Annotated in this window: 25 protein-coding genes; 8 read left to right on the forward strand and 17 right to left on the reverse strand. The window is 61.9% G+C overall.

The genetic code is table 11. The features are described 5' to 3' along the window. Positions 1-123 precede the first annotated feature (123 nt). Both ilvC and AC13QO_RS12885 read right to left on the reverse strand, forming a co-directional pair. Complete coding sequence (gene ilvC, locus AC13QO_RS12880; RefSeq protein ID WP_085778691.1) at positions 124-1,143, reverse strand: ketol-acid reductoisomerase; 1,020 nt, start codon at positions 1,141-1,143, stop codon at positions 124-126. A 50-nt stretch (positions 1,144-1,193) separates the two neighbouring features. Beyond that, positions 1,194-1,859, reverse strand: a complete 666-nt coding sequence (locus AC13QO_RS12885; RefSeq protein WP_176536237.1) for a TetR/AcrR family transcriptional regulator — start codon at positions 1,857-1,859, stop codon at positions 1,194-1,196. A 172-nt stretch (positions 1,860-2,031) separates the two neighbouring features. On the opposite strand from AC13QO_RS12885, the gene AC13QO_RS12890 reads away from it, so the two are divergent. Then, positions 2,032-2,490 carry a hypothetical protein gene (locus AC13QO_RS12890; RefSeq protein WP_085778692.1) on the forward strand — a complete coding sequence of 153 codons (459 nt, stop codon included), beginning with the start codon at positions 2,032-2,034 and terminating at the stop codon, positions 2,488-2,490. A 26-nt stretch (positions 2,491-2,516) separates the two neighbouring features. On the opposite strand, the gene AC13QO_RS12895 is transcribed toward AC13QO_RS12890, so the two are convergent. The 6 genes from AC13QO_RS12895 to AC13QO_RS12920 all read right to left on the reverse strand — a co-directional run bounded on the left by AC13QO_RS12895 (position 2,517) and on the right by AC13QO_RS12920 (position 9,046). Next, entirely contained in the window at positions 2,517-4,148 is a 1,632-nt protein-coding gene (locus AC13QO_RS12895; protein WP_085778693.1) for an FGGY-family carbohydrate kinase, read from the reverse strand. A gap of 160 nt (positions 4,149-4,308) precedes the next feature. Further along, on the reverse strand, positions 4,309-5,025 hold the full coding sequence (locus tag AC13QO_RS12900; protein ID WP_085778694.1) for an HAD-IA family hydrolase: 717 nt from the start codon (positions 5,023-5,025) through the stop codon (positions 4,309-4,311). A 3-nt stretch (positions 5,026-5,028) separates the two neighbouring features. Next, positions 5,029-5,757 carry a glycerophosphodiester phosphodiesterase family protein gene (locus AC13QO_RS12905; RefSeq protein ID WP_085778695.1) on the reverse strand — a complete coding sequence of 243 codons (729 nt, stop codon included), beginning with the start codon at positions 5,755-5,757 and terminating at the stop codon, positions 5,029-5,031. A gap of 28 nt (positions 5,758-5,785) precedes the next feature. Continuing rightward, positions 5,786-6,706, reverse strand: a complete 921-nt coding sequence (locus AC13QO_RS12910) for an ABC transporter permease subunit (protein WP_085778696.1) — start codon at positions 6,704-6,706, stop codon at positions 5,786-5,788. 2 nt (positions 6,707-6,708) lie between these two features. Then, entirely contained in the window at positions 6,709-7,674 is a 966-nt protein-coding gene (locus tag AC13QO_RS12915) for an ABC transporter permease subunit (protein WP_488540844.1), read from the reverse strand. A gap of 13 nt (positions 7,675-7,687) precedes the next feature. Further along, positions 7,688-9,046 (reverse strand): extracellular solute-binding protein, encoded by a 1,359-nt coding sequence (locus AC13QO_RS12920; RefSeq protein WP_488540819.1) that lies wholly within the window; start codon positions 9,044-9,046, stop codon positions 7,688-7,690. A gap of 152 nt (positions 9,047-9,198) precedes the next feature. Between AC13QO_RS12920 and ugpC the strand changes: the two genes are divergently transcribed. Together ugpC and AC13QO_RS12930 are read left to right on the forward strand one after the other, a co-directional pair. Next, complete coding sequence (gene ugpC, locus AC13QO_RS12925; protein ID WP_488540820.1) at positions 9,199-10,179, forward strand: sn-glycerol-3-phosphate ABC transporter ATP-binding protein UgpC; 981 nt, start codon at positions 9,199-9,201, stop codon at positions 10,177-10,179. Between the two features lie 143 nt (positions 10,180-10,322). After that, positions 10,323-11,327: a sugar-binding transcriptional regulator gene (locus AC13QO_RS12930; RefSeq protein WP_085778699.1), complete on the forward strand. Its 1,005-nt coding sequence runs from the start codon at positions 10,323-10,325 to the stop codon at positions 11,325-11,327. Here the strand turns inward: AC13QO_RS12930 and AC13QO_RS12935 are convergent. From AC13QO_RS12935 to AC13QO_RS12945, 3 genes are all read right to left on the reverse strand, one after another. Beyond that, positions 11,322-13,004 (reverse strand): hypothetical protein, encoded by a 1,683-nt coding sequence (locus tag AC13QO_RS12935; RefSeq protein ID WP_085778700.1) that lies wholly within the window; start codon positions 13,002-13,004, stop codon positions 11,322-11,324. The two genes, AC13QO_RS12930 and AC13QO_RS12935, sit on opposite strands and share 6 nt — an antisense overlap. Further along, entirely contained in the window at positions 13,004-14,062 is a 1,059-nt protein-coding gene (locus AC13QO_RS12940) for a glycosyltransferase family 2 protein (RefSeq protein WP_085778701.1), read from the reverse strand. The genes AC13QO_RS12935 and AC13QO_RS12940 overlap by 1 nt, the downstream gene beginning before the upstream one ends. A gap of 94 nt (positions 14,063-14,156) precedes the next feature. Next, positions 14,157-15,065, reverse strand: a complete 909-nt coding sequence (locus AC13QO_RS12945; RefSeq protein ID WP_488540821.1) for an AraC family transcriptional regulator — start codon at positions 15,063-15,065, stop codon at positions 14,157-14,159. A gap of 206 nt (positions 15,066-15,271) precedes the next feature. Between AC13QO_RS12945 and AC13QO_RS12950 the strand changes: the two genes are divergently transcribed. Beyond that, positions 15,272-16,318, forward strand: coding sequence for an NAD(P)-dependent alcohol dehydrogenase (locus AC13QO_RS12950; protein WP_085780122.1), 1,047 nt, complete (start codon positions 15,272-15,274; stop codon positions 16,316-16,318). 107 nt (positions 16,319-16,425) lie between these two features. Here AC13QO_RS12950 and AC13QO_RS12955 read toward each other — a convergent pair whose 3' ends face one another. The 5 genes from AC13QO_RS12955 to AC13QO_RS12975 form a co-directional block, all read right to left on the reverse strand. Continuing rightward, positions 16,426-17,079 carry a LysE family translocator gene (locus AC13QO_RS12955; RefSeq protein WP_085778703.1) on the reverse strand — a complete coding sequence of 218 codons (654 nt, stop codon included), beginning with the start codon at positions 17,077-17,079 and terminating at the stop codon, positions 16,426-16,428. Positions 17,080-17,144: 65 nt separating this feature from the next. Further along, the gene (locus AC13QO_RS12960; protein WP_488540822.1) at positions 17,145-19,091 is read right to left on the reverse strand and encodes a GTP-binding protein; all 1,947 of its coding nucleotides are present in this window, start codon (positions 19,089-19,091) and stop codon (positions 17,145-17,147) included. Positions 19,092-19,511: 420 nt separating this feature from the next. Further along, a complete protein-coding gene (locus tag AC13QO_RS12965; RefSeq protein WP_085778705.1) occupies positions 19,512-20,777 on the reverse strand; it encodes an NAD(P)/FAD-dependent oxidoreductase in 1,266 nt (421 codons plus the stop codon). Positions 20,778-20,954: 177 nt separating this feature from the next. After that, a complete protein-coding gene (locus tag AC13QO_RS12970; protein ID WP_085778706.1) occupies positions 20,955-21,476 on the reverse strand; it encodes a BA14K family protein in 522 nt (173 codons plus the stop codon). Between the two features lie 172 nt (positions 21,477-21,648). After that, complete coding sequence (locus tag AC13QO_RS12975) at positions 21,649-22,113, reverse strand: Lrp/AsnC family transcriptional regulator (protein WP_085778707.1); 465 nt, start codon at positions 22,111-22,113, stop codon at positions 21,649-21,651. Between the two features lie 154 nt (positions 22,114-22,267). Between AC13QO_RS12975 and AC13QO_RS12980 the strand changes: the two genes are divergently transcribed. From AC13QO_RS12980 to AC13QO_RS12995, 4 genes are all read left to right on the forward strand, one after another. After that, positions 22,268-22,987 (forward strand): aspartate/glutamate racemase family protein, encoded by a 720-nt coding sequence (locus AC13QO_RS12980; protein ID WP_085778708.1) that lies wholly within the window; start codon positions 22,268-22,270, stop codon positions 22,985-22,987. Positions 22,988-23,223: 236 nt separating this feature from the next. Continuing rightward, entirely contained in the window at positions 23,224-24,141 is a 918-nt protein-coding gene (locus AC13QO_RS12985; RefSeq protein WP_488540823.1) for a bifunctional helix-turn-helix transcriptional regulator/GNAT family N-acetyltransferase, read from the forward strand. Positions 24,142-24,211: 70 nt separating this feature from the next. Then, complete coding sequence (locus tag AC13QO_RS12990; RefSeq protein ID WP_085778710.1) at positions 24,212-24,835, forward strand: TetR/AcrR family transcriptional regulator; 624 nt, start codon at positions 24,212-24,214, stop codon at positions 24,833-24,835. Between the two features lie 109 nt (positions 24,836-24,944). Further along, positions 24,945-26,159: an MFS transporter gene (locus tag AC13QO_RS12995; RefSeq protein WP_085778711.1), complete on the forward strand. Its 1,215-nt coding sequence runs from the start codon at positions 24,945-24,947 to the stop codon at positions 26,157-26,159. Here the strand turns inward: AC13QO_RS12995 and AC13QO_RS13000 are convergent. Further along, positions 26,156-26,572 (reverse strand): winged helix-turn-helix transcriptional regulator, encoded by a 417-nt coding sequence (locus AC13QO_RS13000; protein WP_085778712.1) that lies wholly within the window; start codon positions 26,570-26,572, stop codon positions 26,156-26,158. The two genes, AC13QO_RS12995 and AC13QO_RS13000, sit on opposite strands and share 4 nt — an antisense overlap. Positions 26,573-26,593 lie beyond the last annotated feature (21 nt).

Raw genomic sequence — 26,593 nt, forward strand, 5'->3', positions numbered from 1 at the left:
GGGAGCAGCTTTCTTCAGTATGTCGCAATGAATCAGATAACCCCCAGCTCAGCCGGGGGTTATCTGCAGTCTGGAGGCTGGAGCTTTTACTCCGGCCTTTCCGTTTTGCTTCGCTGAAACAGCTTAGTTGACCGATTTGTCGACCAGCTTGTTCTTGCCGATCCAGGGCATCATCCCGCGCAGCTTGGCGCCGACTTCCTCGATCTGATGGCTGTCGTTGTTGCGGCGGATACCCTTGAAGCGGGCCGCACCCGACCGGTATTCCTGCATCCATTCGGAGGTGAACTTGCCGGTCTGGATGTCCTTGAGCACGCGCTTCATCTCAGCCTTGGTTTCTTCGGTGATGATGCGCGGGCCGGTGACGTATTCGCCCCACTCGGCCGTGTTGGAGATCGAGTAGTTCATATTGGCGATGCCGCCTTCATAGATCAAGTCGACGATCAGCTTCACTTCGTGCAGGCACTCGAAATAGGCCATTTCAGGCGCATAGCCAGCCTCAACCAGCGTTTCGAAACCGGCGCGGATGAGCTCGACGAGACCGCCGCAGAGAACGACCTGTTCGCCGAAAAGGTCGGTTTCGCATTCTTCGCGGAAATTGGTTTCGATGATGCCGGAACGGCCGCCGCCAACGCCGCAGGCGTAGGAGAGAGCGAGTTCAAGGGCGTTGCCGGAGGCGTTCTGATGAACGGCAACGAGGCAGGGAACGCCGCCGCCCTTTTGGTATTCGCCGCGAACCGTGTGGCCCGGGCCCTTCGGGGCGATCATGACGACGTCGACGGAAGCCTTCGGCTCGATCAGGCCGAAGTGAACGTTGAGACCGTGGGCGAAAGCGATGGCAGCGCCGTCGCGGATGTTCGGAGCGATGTCTGACTTGTAGATGTCGGCCTGGAGTTCGTCCGGCGTCGCCATCATCATCAGGTCGGCCCATCCGGCGGCTTCGGCGACGGTCATGACCTTGAAGCCATCGGCCTCGGCCTTCTTGACGGTGGGCGAACCGGCTTTGAGCGCGATGGCGACGTTCTGGGCGCCGCTGTCCTTCAGGTTCAGCGCATGGGCGCGGCCCTGCGAGCCGTAGCCGATGACGGCGACCCTCTTGGCCTTGATGAGGTTGAGATCGGCATCACGATCGTAATAGACGCGCATTTGAAGTTCCTTCCCTTGTGCTTGTCCTGTTGAGTGTCATTAAGGCGAAATCAGCCGAGAGCCGGCATCTCCGCCAGAACCTTCTCCGTGCCGTAAAGCCGGAGGAAGGCGGTCACCGCCCTCTCCGCCTGGCGTGCGGTATCCTTGAGGCCCGGTTCGCCGAGCAGCATGCGCACATGCAGGTCGGAAACGACAAGGCCGTAAAGCGTGTGATAGGCTTCGTCGGCATCGGCAAAGCGCAGGAGCCCTGCCCTCTTGCCGGCATCGATCAGCGCCATGGCGCGCCGGTCAATCTGGCGGCGGCCGCGTTCGAGCAGGAGCTTGCCGAGCTTCGAGCCGTCGCGGTGGGATTGGCCGATCGCCAGCCGGTTCAGCGCCAGCGAGACGTCGCCGGCGAGCACTTCCAGCAGGTCGCGGGCGAAGATGACGACATGGTCGTGCAGGCTCGTCGCCGTAAGCCGTTCGCCGTTGCGCTCGAAGGTGCGCACCTTGCTCGCCTGATAGGCGATCATCGCCGACAATAAGCCGTCGCGATCGCCGAACCACTTGTAGAGGCTTTCCTTCGAGCAATTGGCGGCGCGCGCAACACCCGAGGTCGTCAGCGCCTTCTCGCCGCCATCAACGAGCAGCCGCAGCGCCTGCTCCAGAACGGCGTTCTGGCGCGACGAAAATTCGCTCGGCTCAGCAATATCGACGGACACGGTCACGGCTCCCATATACGTACCGTACGGTACGGTTCGCGACCTTTATGCGGCAATCCGATCAGGCCGTCAAGCAGGCCCGGCAGATTTTTATACGGGAAAGGCCGGTGGCGCACCAGAATTGGATAGGCGGACACCGGATTGAGATTCCATAATGCTGCATAATGTCATTTGCCGGGAGATTTCTATGTCGCGTCTACCTGCTGCCCTTCTCCTAGCCGGAGCGATGCTCCTGGTAACGACGCCCTTCACCGGTCGCGCCGCCGCGCAGTCGGATAGTGAAGTCTATAACCGCATCGAGGAATTGCACGGTGATGCCGCCGGCATCGACCGGCCGCTGCGCCAACTCGTCCAGGCGATGCGCACCGGCGATGCCGAGACCATCGCAGGCCTTGCCGAATATCCCCTGAGCGTAAAGGCAGATGGCGAAACCTATAATGTCGAAAACGCCGAGGATTTCATCGAGAATTTCGACGATCTGGTGACGCCGGAGACCCGTCGCGCTGTCGGCGGCCAGCAATATGAGGATCTCTTCGTCAGCAGCGAAGGAGTCATGCTTGCAAATGGCGCTGTCTGGATGGGTGCAGTCTGCGACGACAACGCCTGCGAGGAAAGCCATTGGGCGATCATCGCCATCAATAACTAGTTCGCGGCATTTGCCGCGCAGCGCTGTCAGCCATCGCTGCGAAGCTTGCGCGCCAAAGTCTGAAGCTCCTTGAACGCTTCGTAACGCCTGCGGTGAAGATCTGAAATCTCGCCTTCTGACGGCTGAAAACGCTTTTCCACCTTGGTGAGATCGCTCATTGCCTCGCCAACATCGGCAAATTGCCGGCCGGCGACAGCGCCGAGAATGGCCGCTCCCAGCAATACCGGCTCCTCTGCCTTCGTCGCCACCACTGGCTTGCCGCTCGCATCGGCGAGCACCTGGCGGACGAGATCGTGCTGACCGGCCCCGCCGCTGATGACGATGTTATCGACGGTCACGCCCGCCTCGGCCTGCGTGTCGATGATCTGCCTGAGGCCGTAGCCGATGCCGCAAAGCCCGGCGATGTAGAGCGCGACCATGTTGTCGACGTCCCGTTCCATGCCGAGACCGGCAACGACCGCGCGGGCGTGCGGATCGGCAAAGGGTGCACGGTTGCCGAGGAATTCGGGAACGACATGCAGCCCGGCCGCCAGCCTGACGGCGTCGGAAGAACGGCCCGCCTTGCGGGTGGCCATGTCGGCAAGCAGGACCGGCAGCGCAACGCCGGCGCTCTTCGAAAGCTCCCTCGCCTCCCTGGCCGCGGGATGGAAGGAGAGGAGATGGTCGATCGCCGCACCGGCGGCGCTCTGGCCTCCCTCGTTCAGCCAGAGGCCCGGCACCATCGCCGAATAATAGGGCCCCCAGACACCGGGCACGAAAGACGGTTCTGTCGTCGATGTCATCGTGCAGGAAGAGGTCCCGAAGACATAGGCAAGGTTGGCTCGCGGATCGGCGCCGACGGTTCCGACACCGCCCGCATGAGCATCGATCAGCCCGGCTGCCACGGCAGTTCCGGGCGTCAGCCCGAGTTCCTCCGCCGCAGCCGCGCTCAGCCCCTGGCCGAGCGCCGAACCGGGCTCGACAATGACTTTGCCGATGCGGGCAAACCCTTCCTCCGCCAGCACGCCGAGACCGATCTGATGGAAATAACCGCTGTCCCACCGCTTCTCATGAGCGAGATAGGTCCATTTGCAGGTGACCGTGCAGGTCGAGCGCGAGAGGTCGCCGGTCGCTCGCCAGGTGAGGAAATCCGCAAGATCGAAGAATTGCCAGGCGGCATCGAATACCTGGGGGCGGTTTTCCCTGAGCCAGAGAAGCTTGGGCGTCTCCATCTCGGGCGAGATGCGGCCGCCGACATAGCGCAGCACGTCATGCCCGACGGCGTTGATGCGCTCCGCCTGCGGGACGGCGCGGTGGTCCATCCAGACGATGATGTCCCGGTCCGGATCTTCCGAAGGCCCGACTGGAAGCGGCTTGCCCCCTTCGCCGAGGACGACGAGCGAGCAGGTGGCGTCAAAACCGAGCCCGACCACTGAAGCCGGATCGACGCCGGCTGCGGCGACGGCCTCTCGCACAGCCGCGCAAACGGCGCTCCAGATTTCGCTGCTCGATTGTTCGACGATGGAACCGGCTTCATGAAACAGGCTGATATTCCGCTTGGCGGAGGCAAGCATGCTGCCGGCCATATCGAACAGGCCGGCCCGGGCGCTGCCGGTGCCGACATCGACGCCGATGACATATTTGGCGCCGGCTTCTGCGGTGTGAGATGTGTCGCTCATGATCTCTCGTTTCGGATCGGCAAGGATCGGGTTGATTAGCAGCTGCAGTCGATCTTCAATGTCTGTTGTCTGGAAAAATCCCCGCCTCCAGGGACATTACGCGGTCACGGCGACATGGCAAGGAGGCTGGCGCTGAACGCGCCCTCCGCCCGGGGCGCCATCACAGCCTCCCTCCGACTTTTTCCAGAATGGCGGGGAGCTCCCCCGCCCCAGTCGCAACGGCGGCGGCTCCGGCGGCATCAAGCACGGCGCGGCGGCCCGGCCTCGGATCGGCCGGATCGACGAATCCGATGGCCGTCATGCCTGCGGCGATTGCTGCCGCCACACCATGAACGCTGTCGTCGATCATGATGCATCTGGCCGGCCGGGCCCGGAAACGCTCGGCGCAATGCAGCAGCAGATCGGGGGCCGGCTTCGGCCGGGAGACGAATTCGGCGCTGAAGACGCCTTCCCCAAAGGCGCTCCAGAGATCGAGTTTGCCCAAGCTGTTGCGCAGCCGCCGCATCGTGCTGTTCGATGCGACGCATTTAGGGCGGTCGAGACTGTTGACGACCTCGGCAATGCCGGCAATGGGCGTCAGCGAGCGCGCGAATTCCTCGAATAGATGAAGATGCCACTTTTCGAACAACGTAGCGATATCGATGATCCCGTATTCGTGCCGGCACATCTCGGCGATGATGCTTTCCGAATTGCCGGTGAACTTGACATGAGCCTGCGCTGCGGTGATCGCAATGCCTGCGCCTTGGAGCGTTTCCGCCAGGGTACGGCTGGCAATCGGTTCGCTGTCGATCAGCACGCCGTCGCAATCGAAGATCACGAGATCGACGCTGTCCATGGTGCCTGACATGCCGGGATAATCGATGCGGCTATTGAGCATGCCTCACCCCCGCGCCTGCAAGGCGAGGTCCGGACGGTCCGTGGTTATCTGTCTGATCGGTTTGGCAAGCCAATATTCGAGATCGCTCATTTCGTTCGGAACCCAGGCCCCGAGCCGGTCGAGCGGCACGAGCCTGGTGATCTCCTCCCACTTCGCCTGAAGCAGCGACTTTTCGACGGCGATGATATCCGAATATTGCATCATCAGGCTGAGGCCGCTCGCAAGGCCGAGACGCTCGGCAGACTTGGCGTCGAAGGACGACAAGGTGCGAATTCCAGGGGCGGCCTTGCGAATATCGGCAAGCACGTCGGGATGAAAACTCGTCAGGATCGAGCGCTCCATAAGACCAAGCCGCTCGACGGCGGCAAATGCCTCGGCGGCGAGCCCCTCGTAAGGCGTCCCATCGGCGTGGGTCTTCAGTTCGATATGAAGCTCGAGGGGCGTATTCTTGAAGACGGCGAGGACCTCTTCCAGGGTGGGGATCGCTTCCCCGTCACTGTCCTTGAGGCTGATTTCACGATGTTTTCCTGAGCCGAGATCGGCGACCGGCCCGCGCGCATCCGTTGTGCGCTCCAGCGTCGGGTCGTGAATGACGAGCATTTCGCCCGAACGCGTCAGGTGGATGTCGAACTCCACGCCGTCGACAGGCATCTGCGCGAGTTTGCGGAAGCCCGAGAGACTGTTCTCGGGCCAGAGATTGCGGCCGCCACGGTGGCCGATGATATGCACCATCGTCTGAATATCCTTGAGATGTCGCGTGTTACTTTCCGGAGTCCACCAGTCCCTTTGTGAACCAGCGTTGCATGAAGAGAATGACAGCCGCCGGCGGCAGCATGACGAGCAGCGCAGCGCTCATCGCAATGTTCCAGGCGGGCGCGGAGTCGGAGACCGGGACGAGCTGCTTCAGCCCGAGGACGGCCGTTCCCATCTCCTTGTTGGTGGTGAAGAGCAGCGGCCACAAATACTGGTTCCAGCCATAGAGAAACAGGATGATCGATAGCGCAGCGATATTGGCGCTCGACAGCGGCAGCAGGATATCCTTGAAGAACTTCAGAGGGCCGGCGCCGTCGAGCTTGGCCGCCTCGCAAAGTTCGTCGGGAACGGTCAGGAAAAACTGCCGGAACAGGAAGGTCGCCGAGGCGGAGGCGATCAGCGGCAGGATCAGGCCAGCATAGCTGTTGACCATGGTCCATTTCAACGAGGCTTCGATGCTGTATCCGGTCAGGTCTTCGACGATACCGGACAGGCCGATCGTGCCAGCCAGCCAGCGGATCGGCCCGGCCGCATCTGCGACCGCTTCATAGGTCGGAATAATGCGGACCTCGACCGGAAGCATCAGCGACACGAAGATCAGCCAGAACGCCGTCATGCGGAACGGGAAGCGGAAATAGGTGACGCCGAACGCGGCGATCAGCGAGATCGCCAGCTTGCCGACGACGATGCCGGCGGTGACGATGATCGAATTCAGGAACAGCTGGGAGAACTCGCCCTGTTGCCAGGCGGCGGCCAGGTTTTCGAAGAAATGCGAGCCCGGCACCACCGGGAACGGCGCCTGCTGAACCTCCTGCAAGGTCAGCGAGCCGGCGACGAAGGCGAAGTAGAGCGGCAGGCAGACAAAAGCCGCGCCGATCAGCAATATGGCGTGGCAGAAGATCGAAAGACCGAGATGGCGTTCGGGCATGGCTACACCTGGTAATTGACCTTGCGCTCGAGAGCGCGGAATTGAACGATGGTGAAGAGGATGGCAATCAGCATCAAAAGCACGGATTGCGCGGCCGACGAGCCGAGGTCTAGCTGCACGAAACCATCCTGATACACCTTGTAGACCAGACTGTTCGTCGCCCCGGCCGGGCCGCCGCGGGTGACCGCGTCGATAATGCCGAAGGTTTCAAACAGGCCGTAGACGAAGTTCATCACCACGAGGAAGAAGATCGTCGGCGAGATCAGCGGAAGTGAAATCGTGAAGAAGCGCCGGACGGGTCTTGCGCCGTCGAGCTTTGCCGCTTCCAGAAGCGAGACAGGCACAGCAAGCAATGCGGCGACGAGAAATATGTAGTCGTAGCAGACATTCTTCCAGACAGAAGCGATGGTCACCAGCAGCTGCGCATCGAAAGGCCGCCGGTTCGGATCCCAGTCGAAGCCGAACCCGTGCAGAAGCTGCGCGATCGGCCCAACCGCCGGATTGAACAGGAAGGCCCAGATCACGCCCGATATGACAGGCGCGATCGCATAGGGAAGGAGGATGATGCTCTTGTAGATCCCCCTGCCCCTGATCACAAAATCGGTCGCGAAGGCAAACAGCCCGGCAAGCAGAAGCGTCGCGCAGTTCTGTGCAACGGTGAACCAGAGCGTGAACAGCGCGCTGCCGCGATATTCCGGGCTGGCGAAGAGATTGTAGAAATTTGTCAGTCCGATGAAAATCTCGGTGCCGCCGAAGGGATCGACCTGAACGAAGGCCAGCGATAGCGCCTTGTAAGAGGGAATGAAAAAGAAGAACAGCAGGATCAGCAGCTGCGGCGCGACAAGGCCGAAGGCAAGACACGGTCTGTTGAAGTGGGCGGACTTCAACCCGGGCTCCGACGGCTGCGCGACCGAGCGGCCCGTCGACAGAAGATCGGGGATGCGAAGGCGCCGCGCGGCGCCTTCCATCCTTCCCAAGGTTCTACTTTGCTGCATGAAGCTGCTCATACTGGCGAAGGATCTGGTTTCCGCGGGTCGCCGCCGCATCCAGCGCCTGTTGCGGGGTCTTCTGGCCGGTCCAGACGCCCTGGATCTCTTCCACCAGAAGTGCCATCGACTGGTTATGATTGCCGAAGCGGAAGCCGCGCGAATTGTCTGTCGGGGTACCGCGCGTGAGCTGGAGAATGGCGATCTCGCGGGTCGGGTGGTCCTTGAAGTAGCCCTCGGACTTGGCCTGCTCATAGGCTGTATTCGTCACCGGGACATAGCCTGTCTGCTTGCTCCACCAGACCTGCGTCTTCGGTGAGGCGACGAAGTTCAGGAAGGCCGCCGCGCCGGCATATTCTTCTTCCGACTTGCCTTTGAGAACCCAGAGCGCCCCGCCGCCAATGGTGCTGTTTTTCGGCTCGATGCCTTCCTCATGCGGCAGGAACGTTGCGCTCCAATTGAATTTCGCGCCGCTCTCGACGGCGGCGTGCGCCGCGGTGGAGGCCACATAAGTCGAGCAGGTTCCAGAGGTGAACAGCTGGTCCGGCGAGAGCCCCTGCCCGGCGATCTGCAGGATGCCGGCGTCCATCCACGTCTTGAGGCGTGTCACCTGACCGACCATCAATGGGCTCTTGTTGAAGATGAATTCGGTGTCGAGGCCGCCGAAGCCATTCGCCTTGGTACCGTAAGGCTGGTCCTGGATCGCCGCGTAGTTCTCGATCAGGCTCCAGTAGAAGTCGTTCGCAAGCGCCATCTGGCACTTCGAGACACCTTTCTCCTTGATAGCGCGCAGTTGCTTGTCGAGCTCCTGCCAGGTCTCGCCCGGCTTGTCGAAGCCGGCTGCCTTGAAGTGATCGGCATTGTACCAGAAGATCGGCGTTGAGCTGTTGAAGGGCATCGCCGCCGGCTTGCCGTCGACCAGATAGAAGCCCGCGACCGGCGCGACGAAATCATTCCAGTCGACCTTGTAGCCTTCCTTCTCCATCAGCTGCGGCACTGGAATGATGGCGCCGGAATTGTACATGGTGAGGAACCCGCGCTCGGCGGCCTGGATCAGCACCGGCTGCTGATGGACGCGGTAGGCGGCCACCATCGCCGCCATGGTCTCCTCGTAATTGCCTTTGCCGATGCCGACGACCTCGTATTTGTCCTGCGAGGCGTTGAAGTCCTTAATCAGCTGGGTGGTGATTTCGGCCAAGCGGCCGCCTGCCGCATTCCACCATTCGATCTTGACGCGATCGGCGGCGCTGGCGTGGCCTGCATTCGTCAGCCCGAGCCCCACCAGTGCAGCGCCCGCCGCGAATGACCGGATTGTCCGTCCGAAACGGGATCCTATCAAAGACATTGCCGTCATTTCGTTTTCCTCTCCATTGCCTTTGTTCGCCGACCGGTGCGTGGAGCGCCGGTCAACCCCTCCCAGAGCGGCGATAAAACAAGGTTGGGGTCACTTGTTACAAATGTCAATAGCGTGTTACAAATGTATGACGACCTCGGGGGAAGGATACCATGGCGGCTATCGAACTGATCGACCTGAAGAAGAACTACGGACCGGTTCCGGCAGTGAAAGGCATCAATCTGACTGTCGCGGACGGCGAAATGATTGTGCTGGTCGGCCCATCAGGATGCGGAAAATCGACCTTGCTGCGGATGATTGCGGGCCTGGAAGCCATAAGCTCCGGGCACATCAGGATTTCAGGCAATGACGTTGGCCAGGTCGATCCGGCCGACCGCAACATCGCGATGGTCTTCCAGAACTACGCGCTCTATCCTCACATGACCGTTCGGCAGAATCTCGAATACGGACTTAAGAACCGCCGCGTTCCTCGCCACGAGATCGACCGGCGGATCGCTGACGCCGCCGACATTCTGGAAATCGGCGAATTTCTCGAGCGACGCCCCCGTCAGCTCTCAGGCGGACAGCGCCAACGCGTCGCCATGGGCCGCGCTCTCGTCCGCGATCCCGCCGCCTTCCTCTTCGACGAACCCTTGTCCAATCTGGATGCGAAGCTTCGCGTGCAAATGCGCGTCGAAATTCGGAGGTTGCAGCGGCAGCTTAAGACGACCAGCCTCTATGTGACGCACGACCAGCTCGAGGCGATGACGCTCGCCGACAGGCTTGTCGTCATGAACGGCGGCCGAATCGAGCAGATCGGGACACCGATCGAGGTGTATCGCCGTCCCGAAACCGTCTTCGTTGCCGGCTTCATCGGTTCTCCGCCGATGAACCTGATCGAACTGGATGAACTCGGCCCCAGCGACCTCGCGCTTCCGAGAGACACGGATCTCGTCGGCATCAGACCCGGTTCGATCAGCCTCGGCGCCGGATCGGCGCATGATCTCCGGTTCGATGGCCATGTCGAATTGATCGAAACCGTCGGCGATGAGAACAACGTGCATCTGCGCATCGACGAAAGCGGAAGCGCATCGTCGCGAGCGTGCCTACTGATCGACATCTGCGGGAAAACGACCGCATTTCGTGTCATGTAGGCACGGAAGCCTTGCATCCCTTCAACAAGTCGACCGGCCGGAGAACCGACTGACAGGTGAAGCGGCTGACGACGGGCTCCTGCGATTGACAAGCTCCGGGGATTTGAGATCCATGGCGTAGAAGCGGAGGCGCAGATTATCGCATGTCACAGAACAGAAGTGCTTCTTCCGCGCCCGTAGCGCTCTCGGACGAGCAGATGCAGGTGCGCGTGGTCTGGCTCTATTACATGGAGGGACGCACGCAGGGCGAAATCGCAGAAGCGCTTTCGACCAACAGGCTTCGCGTCAACAAGATCATCGCCGAGGCTCGCCGATCCGGCCTTGTGACGATTACCCTCAATTCCCGGCTGACCTCATGCGTCGCCCTGGAGCAGCAGCTGGCGGCGGAATTCTCTCTAAATCGCGCGATCATCGTACCGACACCGGAGGACGAAGAGCTCATTCCCGTCCTGCTCGGCCAGGCGGCGGCCGATTATCTCGTCCAGTTGCTGAACGCCGGCAATATCCGCGGCGTTGGCGTCGGGTGGGGAGCGACCCTCCGCGAAATGGTGCGGCATATGCCTTCGCTCAGACGGCCTGATATCTGCGTCAATTCGGTCATGGGCGGGCTGACGCACGGCATCGAAATCAATACCTTTGACATTGCAAGCGACCTTGCCCGCCAGCTCAATGCGGAATGCTCCTATCTTGCTGCACCGATCTATGCCGGCAGCCCGGAATCGCGGACGGCAATCATCCGGCAGGATGTTTTTGAATCGGCCTTTCGACAGATCGAGACCAATGACGTCATCGTGCTCAGCATCGGCGACATGACCGAGCGTTCGCTGCTGATGCGCTACGGCTTGCCACGCAACATCAACATCGAGGAATTGCTCGCAGCCGGTGCCTGTGGTGACGTGCTCGGCCAGTTCGTCGATAAGAAGGGGCAGCCGATCGACCATGCGATCAACAGATGCGCGATCGCGCCCGAGCTGGAAGCGCTGCGCGCCATTCCCAATGTCGTCTTCGCGTCAGGCGGCCTGAACAAGGCGCAGTCGATCGCCGCCGTGTTGCTGTCCGGCCTCGGCAACGTGCTGGTCTGCGACGAAGACACGGCCAGGCAAGCGCGAGAGCTTGCGCTCCATCTCAGGGCAGGCAGCGGGTCATAGAGCCGCCGCGCAGCCGGCGGGAATCGAAAGCGGTTTTGCCGGCGCCGCCTTGTCGATCGCGTAGAGCTTGGCGAAACCGGCATCCTCGATCAGCGTCAGACCAGCCGGCATCGCGGTGCCGACATAGCGGTCGGGAATATCGGCGTTCGCGACGAGGATGAAATCGAAACGCCCGCGCCAGTCCGACAGATAGGGTGTGAAGTTTTCATAGACCTGCATCATCGCCGGGCACGAAAGCACGCCGATCGACAGCAGATTGCCTTCGGGGACCGCGATCTCAGACCATGGTGTCAGAACCGATAGCGGCTGCTTGCCGTTCGCGGTGAAGAGCGTCGGCACGAACGCATGCGCGAAAGGCGTGGCAAGCGTCGGCAGATGCCAGAAAGTCTCCTCTCTGAAGAAAAAATACCGGCTGGAGTGCGCAAGGCCACTCACCATCCTCGGGTCATGCCCGAGGGGCAGAACGGCCGCGCCAACCGGCACCTTTTTGAGTACGGTCTCTACGGCAGCGACGTCCTTTTGTGCAAGCCACCAGTTCCAACCGATCCAGCCCGTCCGGCCGAAAACCGCGAGATTGACGATAAGCGCCAGCAATAGCGCCTGGCGGCGCGCCAGACTGGCGAAAGGACACACCATCGCCATGGCGACGAGCGCCGTCATGATCGGAAAGCGCCAACTGATCCATCCGGTTCCGAGCATATGGCGAGGCGAAACACAAGAGAGCAGCAGCAGTCCGCTGGCGGCCACGGCAAGCCCCGCATGCACGCGGATATCGCCCGCGCGTGAAGCACGGGTGCAGATGAGGATCAATGGCAGAACCATCACCACGTCTACCACCGGAATGTATGTGGTGATCGCGGAGAGCACATTCATGACAATCAGGACGACGCTGTCATTCCAGGCAAGGGCAAGGCCGTTATCACCGGCGTTGGGCAAAGCTGGCGAACGGAGATAGAGTGCAATCGGCGGCAAAACGCAGGCGCCCAGCGCCGGTGTTAACCGACTGGCGAGTCTCACCAGGCGGGACTTCGATCGCAAGATGTCGAAACGCCAGGAAAATTCGAGGCCGCAGATGATCGCCATATAGAAGCCGAGCGAGAAGATGTGCATCACCGTCAGCAGCAGCGCGGCGGCAAGCCGCCAGGCAAACAGCAGGGCGAAGTTGCGGCGCTGCAGCCGAAGATCGGCGCATGCGAAGAACAAGGCCATGCCGAGACCGATCTGGAAATTGATGAAGCCACCAATCACGGTGGCGCACCAACCAAGCGACAGCATGGCGATCTGCCAGTAGGACCGGCTGCCGAAAAGCGTCCGGTGCAGCGCGATCGCGCCAAGCGGCGGCAGCACGATCGCCAGGAAAAGCAAGGCGCGCGCCAGCCTGTCCGCGCCGACAAGGGGCCCTATCCTGATCGCCAGAAGATCGATGCCGACATTGGTGAAGGTGCGGTTCCAATCGACCGCATAGATCTCGGGAAACGGCTGCTCGCCGATGCCTCCGGATAGAAGCCAGATACGGGCATAGTGATTGGCGTAATCAAGAACTGGCGGAAAGCGGAACAACACGACCAGGATGGCGACAGACGCTACGAAAACGGCGATCGCAATGGTGGAATCCTGCCGGGCTGCCAATTCATCAGAACCGGCTGCGGCTACAGCAGGTGTGGAAATCTGGTCCATTATCCGATCCGATTACTCTTTTGCGACGATGCCAACTCTTCGAATCCGAAGGCCGCATCCAGCGCGGCGCGCTTGTCGCCGGCTCCCATCTCCGAAAAGACCGTCGGCAGCTCGGCGTGTTCGCTGCCCCGCAGGATCGTTTCGATCATGAACATCGGCCGCTTCTTGCTCTCCTGGACGAGACGGCCGAGATATTCGCCGATGATCCCGATGCAGATCAGCTGGATGGCGCTGAACGCGCTAACGGCGGCCATGATGGACGACCAGCCGGTGACCGTCTCGCCCTGCAGCCAGCGAACGAAGGTATAGACGAGCAGCGCCATCGCGATGCCGGCGCTGATCATGCCGAGCCATGTGGCGATGCGTAGCGGCGTCGTCGAAAAGCTGGTGATCGCATCCAGCGCGAAATTGATCATCTTGCGCAGCGGATATTTCGTCGAGCCGGCAAGGCGCGCGTCCCGCTCATAAGGCAGAGCCACCTGCCGGCCGCCGATCCAGCTCACCATGCCGCGGATAAAGCGATCGCGCTCCGGCATCGCCAGCAGGATATCGACGACGCGCCGGCGCATCAGCCGGAAATCACCGGTGTCGCGCGGAATGGTCACGGAAGCGAGCCTGGAAAGCGCGCGATAGAACAGCGAAGCAGTCGCGAGCTTGAACCAGGTTTCGCCTTCGCGGCGCGTGCGCTGGCCGTAGACGACGTCGGCGCCGCGCTCCATGATCGGCATCATCATCAAAAGCAGCTCGGGCGGATCCTGAAGATCGGCGTCGATCAGGAGAACGCGCTCGCCCCGCGAAGCCGAAAGGCCGGCCGTCGACGCCAGCTGGTGGCCGTGGTTGCGCAGGAGGCGAACGCCGAGCACCTGCGGAACTTTTGCCGCCAGTTCCGAAATGATCTCCCAGGTGCCGTCGGACGAGCCGTCATCGACAAGGATAATCTCGAATGCATCGCCGGCGACGCTCCGAGCAGCAGCGGCCGCACGGCGGCAGAATTCACGCAGGCCCTCTTCCTCGTTGTGACAAGGCGCGACGATGGAAAGAAACGGTGCTTGCGTCATGCGAACGGCGGTGCCTGCTTGATTGATGGCGCCAGCCTAGCCGGGAAACGTCAAGCATCCTTTAATACCGCGCTTTGGCCGGAGCCACCTGCGTCTATTCCGCTGCCACCATCTCGCGCACGCCGTCGATATCGCGGGCCGGCGAAGCGCCGTAGAGGCGGCTGTATTCGCGGCTGAATTGCGACGGGCTCTGATAGCCGACGCGGTGGCCGGCCGTGCCCGCATCGAGCCGCTCGACGAGCATCAGCCGTCGGGCCTCGTGCAGCCGCAGCTGCTTCTGATACTGCACCGGCGTCATCGCCGTCACCGACTTGAAGTGGTGATGGAAGGAAGAGACGCTCATATTGACGCGTTCGGCAAGGTTTTCGATGCGCAACGGCCGCGCGAAATTCTCCTTCAGCCATGCGACGGCGCGGGCAATCCTGTTGCTGTGACTGTCTGCCGTGGCGATGTTGATCAGCCGGGCGCCGTGCGGCCCGGTCAGCACCCTGTAGAGAATTTCCTGCTCGATCAGCGGCGCCATGGCTGGAATGTCGCCTGGACGATCGAGCAAACGCAGCAGGCGGACGGCGGCATCCATGAGTTCCGGCGGCGCGACGCTGACCACCATTCCGCGCTGCCCGTCGGTATGGGAGGCCGGGCGCGGAACATCGATGCGGCTGAGCAGCTCCAGCAGCTTTTCGGAATCAATCGCCATCCCGAGACAGAGATGCGGCACCTCGGGACTTGCCTCCGTAACCCGCCAGGCGACCGGCAGATCGAGCGAGGTCAAGAGATAATCGCCGGTGCCGTAGCTGATCATTTCCGTGCCGAGCTGCAGGCTTTTGGCCCCCTGCAGCACGAAGGCGAAGCAGGGTCGGTAGCTGCTGTGCAAGGGATCGCTGGGCTTCGACCTGCGGCTGATATGAAGATTGCCGACAGCGGTCGAGAACTCGCCGTCCCCGGGCGCGAAGCGCATGGCGAGGTCGACGATCTCCTGATAGGGGCTGAAAGGCAAGGTCATGCGGCAACTCTTTCTGTCAACTATTCGACGCCGTCGTTACTGCCGTCATTTAGAGTGTCTGGAACATTTCTCAAACAGGCAGGCACCCCACTTTTGCAGGATCGTGCAAAAAGCTGAGAGGATCACTCTAACGCCCTCGCCGCGTTCCGGGCAATAGTGCGCCATCCCGCTCAACCCCACCCCACAACCGAAAAAGGATGGTTCCCATGCCTATCGCAAGAGGCTATGCCGCGACCGATGCTTCCAAACCGCTGACCCCTTTTACCTTCGAGCGCCGCGACCCCAGACCCGACGACGTCGTCATCGACATCAAGTTCGCCGGCATCTGCCATTCTGATATTCACACCGTCCGCAACGAGTGGAAGAACGCCGTCTATCCGATCGTACCGGGCCATGAGATCGCCGGCATTGTCTCGGCCGTCGGCTCCGCCGTCACCAAGTTCAAGGTCGGCGACCGTGTCGGCGTCGGCTGCTTCGTCGATTCCTGCGTCGGCTGCGCCGAGCGCGATCTCGACCGCGAACAGTATATGCCGGGCCTCTGCGGCACCTACAACGACTTCGAAGCCGACGGCAAGACGCGCACCCAGGGCGGCTATTCCGACTCGATCGTTGTCAAGGAAGGCTACGTCATGTCCATCCCGGACAACCTTCCGCTCGACGCCTCCGCACCGCTGCTCTGCGCCGGCATCACGCTTTATTCGCCGCTGCGCCACTGGAACGCCGGTCCCGGCAAGAAGGTCGCGATCGTCGGCATGGGCGGCCTCGGGCACATGGGCGTCAAGCTGGGTTCGGCGATGGGCGCCGACATCACCGTTCTCTCCCAGACCCTTTCCAAGAAGGAAGACGGTCTGAAGCTCGGCGCCAAGGAATATTACGCCACCAACGACCCGGAAACCTTCACCAAGCTCGCCGGTACCTTCGACCTGATCATCTGCACTGTCAGCGCCGAGATCGACTGGAACGCCTATCTCGGCCTTCTCAAGGTGGACGGCTCCTTCGTGGTCGTCGGCGCGCCCGAAAACCCAATCCCGGTGCACGCCTTCTCGATCATTCCCGGCCGCAAGAGCATCTCCGGCTCGATGATCGGCTCGATCAAGGAAACCCAGGAAATGCTCGATTTCTGCGGCAAGCACAACATCGTCTCCGAAATCGAGAAGATCAACATCGACCAGGTCAACGAAGCCTATGAACGCGTCCTGAAGAGCGACGTCCGCTACCGCTTCGTCATCGACATCGCCTCGCTGGCGGCCTGAGGGTAATGGAAGGCGGCTGCTCAGGCAGCCGCCCTGATGCGAAATGCCGCAGCCGCCGAAGTCGTGGAAAGCTCGACTTCGACGGCTGTTTTTATGGAAGATGGCAGTTATCGGACGGGGCGGGCATCCCCTGAAAAGGCAAGGCGAAGACCGAGGAGGATCATAACGATACCGGCGAACCGCTCCTGCCAAACGATCAGCATCGGCCGGCGCGAGAGCCAGCCGCCGAACGCGCCCGCGCCGAATGCGACGGCGCCGAGGATGACGAAGTTCGAAAGCTTGGTCACCGCCCCGAGAACAAGAAGCTGCACCGCCACCGGCCAGGAACTCTCAGGGTTCACGAATTGCGGAAGGAAGGCGAAGAGAAAGACGAGCGCCTTCGGATTGGTCAGATTGTTGATCGTGCCCTCGCGAAGCGCCGCCGCGGTCGAGACGGACTGCGCCGCAGTCCGTGCGCCGTCGCCATGCCGCCCCGCTCCGCAAAGCAGCTTGACGCCCAGCCAGACCAGATAGACGGCTCCCGCCCAGCGCAGAATGTCGAAAGCAAGCGGCGAGGCTTGAAGCAGCGAGGCTACGCCCAGGATCAGCAACAAGATCTGGATCGCCCCGGCAAGGAGCGTGATGCCGACCGCGTTCAGAAGAGCGGTGCGCCGCCCCTGCCCGACACCTCGCCCGATGACAAGCATCATGTCCGGCCCCGGCGACAGCTGAATGGCCAGAACGGCAACATAAAAGGTGAGAAACGTATTGATATCGGGCATGGAAGCCTCCGGACTCTGAGATAATAATAGGCGGGGAAGGGCCATGTTCCCCAATCGAGCGCGACCTAGACATTCCCGCGCAGGCGCAACAGATATTCGACAGGGTTGAATGGATCGGGCCCCGAGCGCCGGCGCAAGCGCGGCGGGCCAGCGGTCGGCGCATAGTCATCGAAAGCGGTTTCCATCACCCCCGTCCCGCCCGTCAACCCCGGCAACTGCTGCCGGACGCTCCGCACCATCTGAGATGCGATAGTGCCTTCCAGCCGAGCGACGCCATCGGCGATCACCGAATCCGTCGCCATGGCAGCAGATTTCGCAAGCAAGGTGAGCACACCGCTCAAGCTCTCCGCCGGCGTTTCGAGATGAAAGCGGTCGACCGGTTCGCAAAGCACCGTCTGCGCGTTCGAAAGCGCCGTTGCCAGCACCCAGGGCGTCAGCTGCCGGAAATCTGCGGCAGTGCTTGCCGGCGAGCTGTGCCGGGCCGCCGTCATCGCCACGTGGCAATCGACGACCTGCCAGCCTGACATACCCTGCTTCAGCGTTTCGAACACGGTTTCCTCGACCGCCCGGTAAAAGGCGGCGGGCATCTGGCCGACATCCACTTCGAGCGCAAAGCTGTTGCCCGCCCCCGGAGGACGCGGCTCGACCCCCAGGCCAACGGTGGCGAGAAACGGATTGGGCTCCTTGAAAAGAACCTGCAGACCGGTCCCAATTCCCACAGGCCTCTCGACCAGAATGACTGTGCTTTCCTCGAAGCTGGCCTCGATGCCGTAATCCGCCAGCAGGGTCGACTGGACAACCTCTTTCTGTACCTCACCATAGAGCGATACGAAGACCTCGTCGGTGTCTTCGTTCCGGCGCAGATTGATCAACGGGTCCTGTTCGGCCATCTGGTTCAGCGCCAGCCAGAGCGCCGCCTTGTCGGACGGGCGGCGGGCAAGCACGCGGGTTTCGAGTGTCGGCGGCGCAAAGTGAGCCTGCCCGCCGGAAAACCGATCGCCGCCCACTGCGTCGCCGATCCGCGCTCCCGCCAGGCCGCTGACTCGTGCTATCTGCCCGGCGCGGAGGCTCTCGGCGCCATGGATCCGGCCATCCTCGAACAGCTGGATCGCCGTCACCCGCCCCGGGCCTTTCGGCAGATCCAGATATTGCCGCAGCCATATCGTGCCCGAAGTCAGGGAGAGATAGCACAGCTTTTCCCCGCCCCAGCCGCGCTCGATCTTGAAAATCTTGCCGGCAACCGGACCATCCGGATCGGGGCGCCGCTCGGGCAGGATCGTCCCAATGGCCGATGCCAGGGCTGAGATGCCGGCGCCGGTCATCGCAGCGCCTGCGAAGACGGGATGTATCAGGCCCCGCGCCACCTGATCTGCCAGGGACGTCCCGAGCCTTTCCTCCGTCAGCCGATCGGGAGCGAGCACATAGTCATCGAGCAATGCCTCGTCGTTTTCCCCGAGCGCCTCGCAAAGCGCGGAAAAAAGCGGCTCACGACCTATTGCCAACGCCTCGACCCAGGCGAGCTTGGTGCCGGCATTAACGGCCGAAGACATGGCGACCGGCCGGACCGAGAGCTGCGCGGCAAGCGCCTCCAGCACCTCTTGATGGCGGGCGCCAAGGCGATCTACCTTGTTGACGAAGAAGATGAAGGGAACGCCGAGCCGCCGCAGCGCCCGCACGAGCACGCGCGTCTGCGCCTGCACGCCTTCGACCGCCGAGACGACGACGACCGCGGCATCCAGCAATCCCAGCACGCGCTCGACTTCGGCGATGAAATCGGGATGGCCTGGCGTATCGATCAGATTGACGGTCCTGTCGCCGATCTTAAACGACACCACCGCGGCCCTGATCGTGATGCCGCGTTGCCGCTCGAGTTCGAGATTGTCCGTCTGCGTATCGCCGCTATCGACGCTACCGAGCTTGTCGATGACGCCGGCGTGGAAAAGCAGTCTTTCGGTAAGGCTAGTCTTGCCTGCATCCACATGGGCGAGGATGCCCAGATTCAAAGTGCGCATGAACCACCAATTTCTCAGAAATCCGAATGTGATTTTCGTGAGAAGTGGCTTGGCGCATTGGAACCTCTGTCCGTTGTTACGGCTGGATGCGACACCCAGGTGGTGGAAAGACGCGGGCGGGATGCTAAGGCTGGGTGCAGAGATATGTCAAGCTTGGGTGTATTGGATTTACGCTGCGGGCGCGCCGTGTGGCACCCCCCTCTGCCCTGCCGGCCATCTCCCCCACAAGGGTGGAGATCGACAAGCGGTTGGATCGTCGGTCCCTCTCTGCTGTATCGAATAACGATGCGGTAGTTGTTTGGGGGACAATCGCGCCCAGCCGATCTCCCCACCTGTGGGGGAGATGCCCGGCAGGGCAGAGGGGGGTGCCACACGGCGCGCCCTCTCCCGCCGTCCTTCAGCTGACGAAAAGAAGAAAACCTACGCCTCCTCTCGCATCGTCTCCCGCTGCGTGATCAGCCGGGCGCTGTGCTGACCGCTGAGATAGATCCACAGCCAGCTCCAGGCGACAGCGAAGCGCGAGCGGGTGCCGATCAGGAAGTAGATATGGGCGAGGCCCCAAATCCACCAAGCAATCCAGCCTTTCAGCTTGATCCGGCCGAAATCGATGATCGCCGCACTCTGGCCGATCGTCGCGAGACTCCCCTGGTGCCGGTAACGGAAGGGCGCCGGCGCCGGCTTGCCCGAAAGACGCGCGCGGATGACCTTGGCGACATAAGCGCCCTGCTGCTTTGCTGCGGGTGCGATACCCGGCACCGGCTTTCCGTCCTCGCGCATCACCGAGGCGGTGTCGCCGATGACGAAGACATCGGGCAGGCCGGGCGCGCTCAGATCCTCTTCGACGACCACACGCCCTGCCCGGTCGGCCGGCACGCCGAGCCAGCGAGCTGCCGGCGAAGCTGTGACGCCGGCGGCCCAGACGATCGTCCGGCTCGGGATGAAGGTCTCGCCGATCTGCACGCCGTCGGCGCCGCAGTCCGTCACCGGCTTGCCGAGGAGGATCTCGACCCCCAGTTTCTCCAGCGCCTTCTGGGCATAGGCCGAAAGCTCCTGGGCGAAGGTCGGCAGCACCCGCGGGCCGGCCTCGACCAGCACGACACGGGTCTTGCGCGTATCGATGTTGCGGAATTCGTTTGGCAGCGTGAAATGCGCGAGTTCGGCTATGATGCCGGCAAGCTCGACGCCGGTCGGCCCAGCGCCGACAATGGCGAAGGTGAGCAGCGCGTCGCGCACGAGCGGATCGGCCTCCAACTCCGCCTTCTCGAACGCAAGAAGCACCCGCCGGCGGATCGTCGTCGCGTCCTCCAGGGTCTTCAGACCGGGCGCTACCGGCTCCCATTCGTCATGACCGAAATAGGCATGTGTCGCGCCGGTCGCCAGCACCAGCGTGTCGTATCCGAGAGTCATGCCGTTGCGTAACGAAACCGTCTTCGCGCCGCTGTCGACATCGGCGACTTCGCCGAGCAGCACGGTCACGTCGGGCCGGTCGGCATAGAGGCGGCGGATCGGCCAGGCGATTTCCGAGGTGGAGAGAATGGTCGTCGCCACCTGATAGAGCAGCGGCTGGAAGAGATGATGGTTGCGCCGGTCGACGAGCGTGATCCTCACCCCTGCGCCCTTCAACCCGTTGACGAGCTGCAGTCCGCCGAAACCGCCGCCGACAACAACCACATGATGATCGCCCATGACCTGCCCTTCTGCGTCATTTCGCTTAGAGCCAATGTGGCCTTCGCCGCGAAGGTTGCAACCGCCGTTTCGGCATGTCTCCCCTGCGCCGATCGCAGTCGAAGAAGGCCGCCCAACGGATCGGAAGAAGTTGGGCGGCCTGAAAACAGCTCATAATGCAGACGGCGTCAGTGCCAATCAATAGGGACCGACGCACTGACGACGGGGGCCATAATAGGGCTGGTAGGTATTGTCATACGCCCGGTACGAACGATACCGGGAGTAGCACCAGCTCACGTGACTGCTGCCCCCTCCATATGCATAGGCCCGATAGGGCCGGCCATAATAGCCGCCATAGCGGTACGGCGAGCCATAATAGCGGTAAGGCGAGCCGTAATAGCCGTAGGGCGAGCCGTAATAGCCGTAGGGTGAACCGTAGTACGAGCCGTAATAGGGCTGCGCCAAGGCGCCGCCGATGATGGTGCCGACGGCCAGACCGCCTAAGGCCCAGCCCCAATCCGATCCATGGTGATGATGGCCGTGATAGCCGCCTCCGTAATAGCCGCCACCCCAGTGGCCGCCGTGGCCGCGCCATCGCACATGCTCGATTTGCTGCTGCGCTTCGATCCTGGGTGGATTGATAGCCGGAAACGCCTGTGCCGGCGTGATGCCGGGGGCACCCATGATCAAGCATAACGTAACGACAGTCAGCTTTCTCATGATTGTTCTCCTCCTCCTTCAAGAGGAGGAAATATCCTCCCCTCCTCCTGAACCAAAGGTGAACATAATACATCGAAAAATGTTCCGTATCGAGAAAAATCAATTCCTATCGATGGAAGTCAGGGTAACGGCTCCTCGGGCGACCCAACTCTGCTTTTCAGCATACCGCTGTTCACCGAGCGTAACCCACGGGTATCGCCATCCCATGCTTCAACTTTTCCATCGAAATCGAAGCCGACACATCGAAAAGTTCCAGCTTACGGACGATCTGCTTATAGATGACATCGTAATGCTCGACGCGCGGCAGCACGATCTTGAGGATGTAATCGTGATTGCCGGTCAACCGGTGCGCCTCGACGATCTCGGGAATATCTCTGATGATTCTGCGAAAACTCTCCGTCCATTCGTCCGAATGATGGGCCGTCTTGACCAGCGCGAAGACCGTGGTCGGCACGCCCATCCTTTCGCGGTCGAGCACGACGATGCGCCTGGCGATATAGCCGGTCTCCTCCAGCCGCTGAATGCGCCGCGAACAAGCTGAGACGGAAAGCGCCACGCGCTCCGCGAGGTCGGTGACGGATATGCCTGAATCCGTCTGCAGCATGTCGAGAATACGTCTGTCGCGATCGTCCAGCATGTGTGTGAAGTCAACCTTGCGCCTTCATTTTGCGCGATTTTTCAAAATCGCGCAATTTTATAGCACACATTAAGCGTGAAGGACAAATAACGCAAACACGCCGCGCCGAGATTGCGGCATGATTTTGGAAGTTGAAGCATGGGAGCGTAAAGTGATGGAAACGATCGGCCTGATCGGCGGCATGAGTTTCGAAAGTTCGGCGGTCTATTATCGTCTCGTCAACGAGATGGTGCGCGCCCGCAAAGGCGGCCTCGCTTCGGCGGAGCTCATCCTGCATTCGGTCAATTTCGAGGAAATCGTCGCGCTTCAGAAGGCCGGCGACTGGGACATGGCCGCCCGCCGCCTCGCCGATGTGGCTCTGCGCCTGCAGGTAGGCGGCGCCGGCTGCGTCCTCATCTGCACCAACACCATGCATTTGATCGCTGACGAGGTTGCGAAGAAGATCTCCGTGCCGCTGATCCATATTATCGACGAGACGGCGAAATCGCTGCATGCCGCCGGCCGCAAACGCCCGCTGCTGCTCGCCACCCGCTACACGATGGAGCACGGTTTTTACGCCGACCGCATGAAGAGCCTCGGTCTCGACATTATGGTGCCGGATGCTGCCGACCGCACCACCGTGCACGACATCATCTTCAACGAGCTCTGCGCCGGCAGGGTGCGCAATAGTTCACGCGAAAAGCTGATCGCGATCATCGACCGCGCCATGGAAAGAGGTGCCGACAGCATCATCCTCGGCTGCACCGAGATCTGCCTGATCCTCGATCCTGACCGCCTGCCGCTGCCGGGCTTCGACACGACGACGATCCATGCGCGCGCGGCAGTCGAGTTCGCTTTTGGGGCTGAGAAAAAAACGGAAGAAGAAGCCGCCTGAATCGCAGCGATAATTTAGTTGACTCAGTCCATTAAATGCGTGACAAAAGTCTTCATACGGAGACTTTTGTCAGTTGTTGACGCGCCTCATCTCACCCGGTGTCATCCTCGGCCTTGTGCCGAGGATCTGCTGCCTATCGACTGACGGCAGATGCTCGGGGGGTGCCGGAGCATGACGAAAGAGAAGTCGCGGGTTTTGTCGGCAACCTCGGTGTCTCCACTTGGAGACCTTTCGCCATGTCCGATATCCCGCTCATCGAAACCGCGCGCGATTTCAATCGCTTCTACACGAACTTCCTCGGCCTCTTGAACAAGGCCTATCTCGACTCGCCGTTTACGCTGACCGATGCCCGCATCCTGTTTGAGATCGGCTCGCATGACGGCGTCAGCGCGGCCGGCCTCGTGCGCGACCTGCATCTCGACCCGGCCTATCTCAGCCGCATCCTCAAGCGTTTCCGCGCCGAGGGACTGATCGAGACCAGCCCCGACCCGGCCGATCTACGCAGCCAGGTCATCACTGTCACCGATCAGGGACGAGAGCAGTTCGAGGAACTCGGCCGGCGCGCCAATGCACAGATTGCAGCCCGTTTCGACACGCTGGCCGACGGCGAACCGGAGGCTGTCGTCTCGGCTATGGGCACCATCCGCGCTCTGCTCGATCCGGCCGTCAAACCGGCGCCGGCCATCCTCCGCCCCCATCGCGCCGGCGATATCGGCTGGATCGTCCAGAGCCAGGGCCGCTTCTACGCCGAGGAATATGGCTGGGACCTGCGCTTCGAGGCGCTGGTCGCCGAGGTCGCCGGAAAATTCCTCGCCAATTTCGATCCGGCGCTCGAATATTGCTGGATTGCCGAGCGCGGAGGCATCAATCTCGGCTCGGTCCTCGTCACCAATGGCGGCGACGGCGTCGCCAAGCTACGCCTGCTCTATGTCGACAAATCGGCCCGCGGTCTCGGGCTCGGCAAGCTGCTGGTCGACGAATGCATCCGCTTTTGCAGGCAGAAGGGCTACCGCGAGCTTTCCCTCTGGACCAACGACATGCTGGAAGCCGCCCGCGCCATCTACGTCAAAGCAGGCTTCCGACTTGTCTCCGAGGAGAGACATCGCATGTTCGGCCCCGAGGCGAACGGCCAGAACTGGGTTCTTACCCTCTGATGTCGCCCCCGATTGTTGCGTCGCAAAAATTTCGCTTGATTTGGAAACGGACATTTCCTAATTAGGGATCATGACCGTTGACAACCTCACCTCAGATGGAAAAGCTCGCAGTCGTGGCCGTCCGCGCGAGTTCGATATGGACGCCGCTCTGGATGCGGCCCTGCGGGTCTTTTCCGAACGCGGCTACCACGCCACCTCGATCAGCGATCTGACCGAGGCGATGGATCTCGCTTCGGGCAGCATCTACAAGGCGTTCAAGGATAAGCGCGGCGTCTTTCTTGCCGCCTTTGCGCGCTACCGCCAGCTCGGCCGCCGGCGTCTGGAAGCGATGATCGCGTCCGTGCAGACGGGCCGCGAAAAAGTCTTCCAGATGGTGATGTATTATACCGAGCTCTCCTATGGCGATGTCGGCCGCAAAGGCTGCCTGGTCGTCGGCGGTGCCAACGATTTCTCCCTGCTCGACGAGGAAGCCGCCGCCAACGTCGCGACCGCCTTTGCCGCCGACGAGAAGCTGATGGCCGATCTCATCCGCCTCGGCCAGGCCGACGGCACCATTCCGCAGACCGTGGACCCCGATGCCGCCGCCCTCGCCTTTCTTTGCTTCACCAAGGGCTTGCGCGTCATCGGCAAAACAGGACGAGGCAGGCAGGAGATGCTCGCCGCGGCCGAAGCGTCGATGAAGCTCGTGACCTGAGGTCGGGCGCGAGACGATCGAAAATAACGGCATCCGATCAAGGATCGGGTGGCCGCAGCCAGCATTTTTGCATTCAATCCTCGCAAATCCTTGGATACCGGAGTTTCCGATGAGCATTTCAGCCACGACGCCTGAGAAGGCCATTCCACGAACGCTGTCCCCCTGGCTCACCTTCCTTTTCGCCGCCGCCTGCGGGCTGGTGGCCGCCAATCTTTATTACGGCCAGCCGCTTGCCGGCCCGATCAGCGCCGATCTCGGTTTCACGCCCGCCGCCACCGGCCTGATCGTCACGCTGACGCAGATCGGCTACGGACTCGGCCTGCTGCTGATCGTGCCGCTTGGCGATCTCACGGAAAACCGCCGCCTGGTGCTGCTGCTGATCGCCGTCTCTGCCGCGGCACTGATTGGCGCCGCACTGTCGACGACGCCTGCGATGTTCCTCACCGCTTCGCTCTCCATTGGCCTCGCCTCGGTCGCCGTCCAGGTACTCGTACCCTTTGCCGCAAACATGGCGCCGGATGCCACACGCGGCCAGGTCGTCGGCAATGTCATGAGCGGCCTGCTCGCCGGCATCATGCTGGCGCGGCCCTTCGCAAGTTTCGTCGCCCAAGCTTCCTCCTGGCACGTCGTCTATTACCTCACCGCCGGGCTGATGATCGCGCTCGCCATCGTCCTGCGCGCCAACCTGCCAGTGCGACTGCCGAAGACGAAGCTGCGTTATGGCGAACTGCTCGCCTCCATGGCCCATCTGGCGATGACCTCGCGCGTGCTGCAGCGCCGCGCCCTCTATCAGGCCGGCATGTTCGGCGCCTTCAGCTTGTTTTGGACGACGACGCCTCTGCTGCTCGCAAGCCCGGCCTTCGGCCTGACGCAGAACGGCATTGCCCTCTTCGCGCTGGCAGGTGCGGCCGGCGCCGTCGCCTCGCCGATCGCCGGCCGGCTTGCCGACCGCGGCATGACCAGGATCGCCACGACGATCGCCATGCTGCTCGGCATGGTTTCCTTCGTGATCAGTCATTTCGCAGACGACGGCTCGCTCACCGCCCTGATCCTTCTGACGGTGGCGGCGATCATGCTCGATTTCGGAGTAACGACCAATCTCGTCTGCGGCCAGCGCGCCATCTACGGACTGAACCCGGAACATCGCAGCCGGCTGAACGGCCTCTTCATGGCCACCTTCTTTGCCGGCGGCGCGCTCGGCTCGGCGCTCGGCGGCTGGGCCTATGCGACCGGCGGTTGGACGATGACGGCCTGGATCGGTTTCGCCTTCCCGGCACTGGCCTTCCTGCTGTTCCTGACGGAAGGCCGCCGCGGCAAAGCTTAGCTCTCTGCGGAATCGAAACGCGAACGGGCGGCGCGAACGGCATCGTGATTCGCTTCCGCCCAGTTCAGAAGCTGCGACAGCGGCTGATAGAGCGAGCGGCCGAGATCGGTCATAGAATATTCGACGCTCGGCGGCTTGGTCGGGAAGACCTCGCGGGCGATGTAACCATCCCTCTGCAGATCGCGCAGCGTCTGCGTCAGCATACGCTGCGAGATGTCGGGCAGCATCCGCCTGAGTTCGCCGAACCGACGGGGCTCGGCCGCCAGCACCTCGAGCAGCAGCGTCGACCATTTGCCGCCGATCTGCTGCATCATGTCCCGAACCGGGCAATTGGAAAAATCGAGGTCGGCAAGGTCGATCTCGCGCCGCGCCCCCGCCATTTTGTTCTTCAGACTGAGGACCGCGCCGCTCATCTGCTGGTTCCCTTTTGGTAA

The organism is Rhizobium sp. CNPSo 3670 (genome assembly GCF_057784555.1).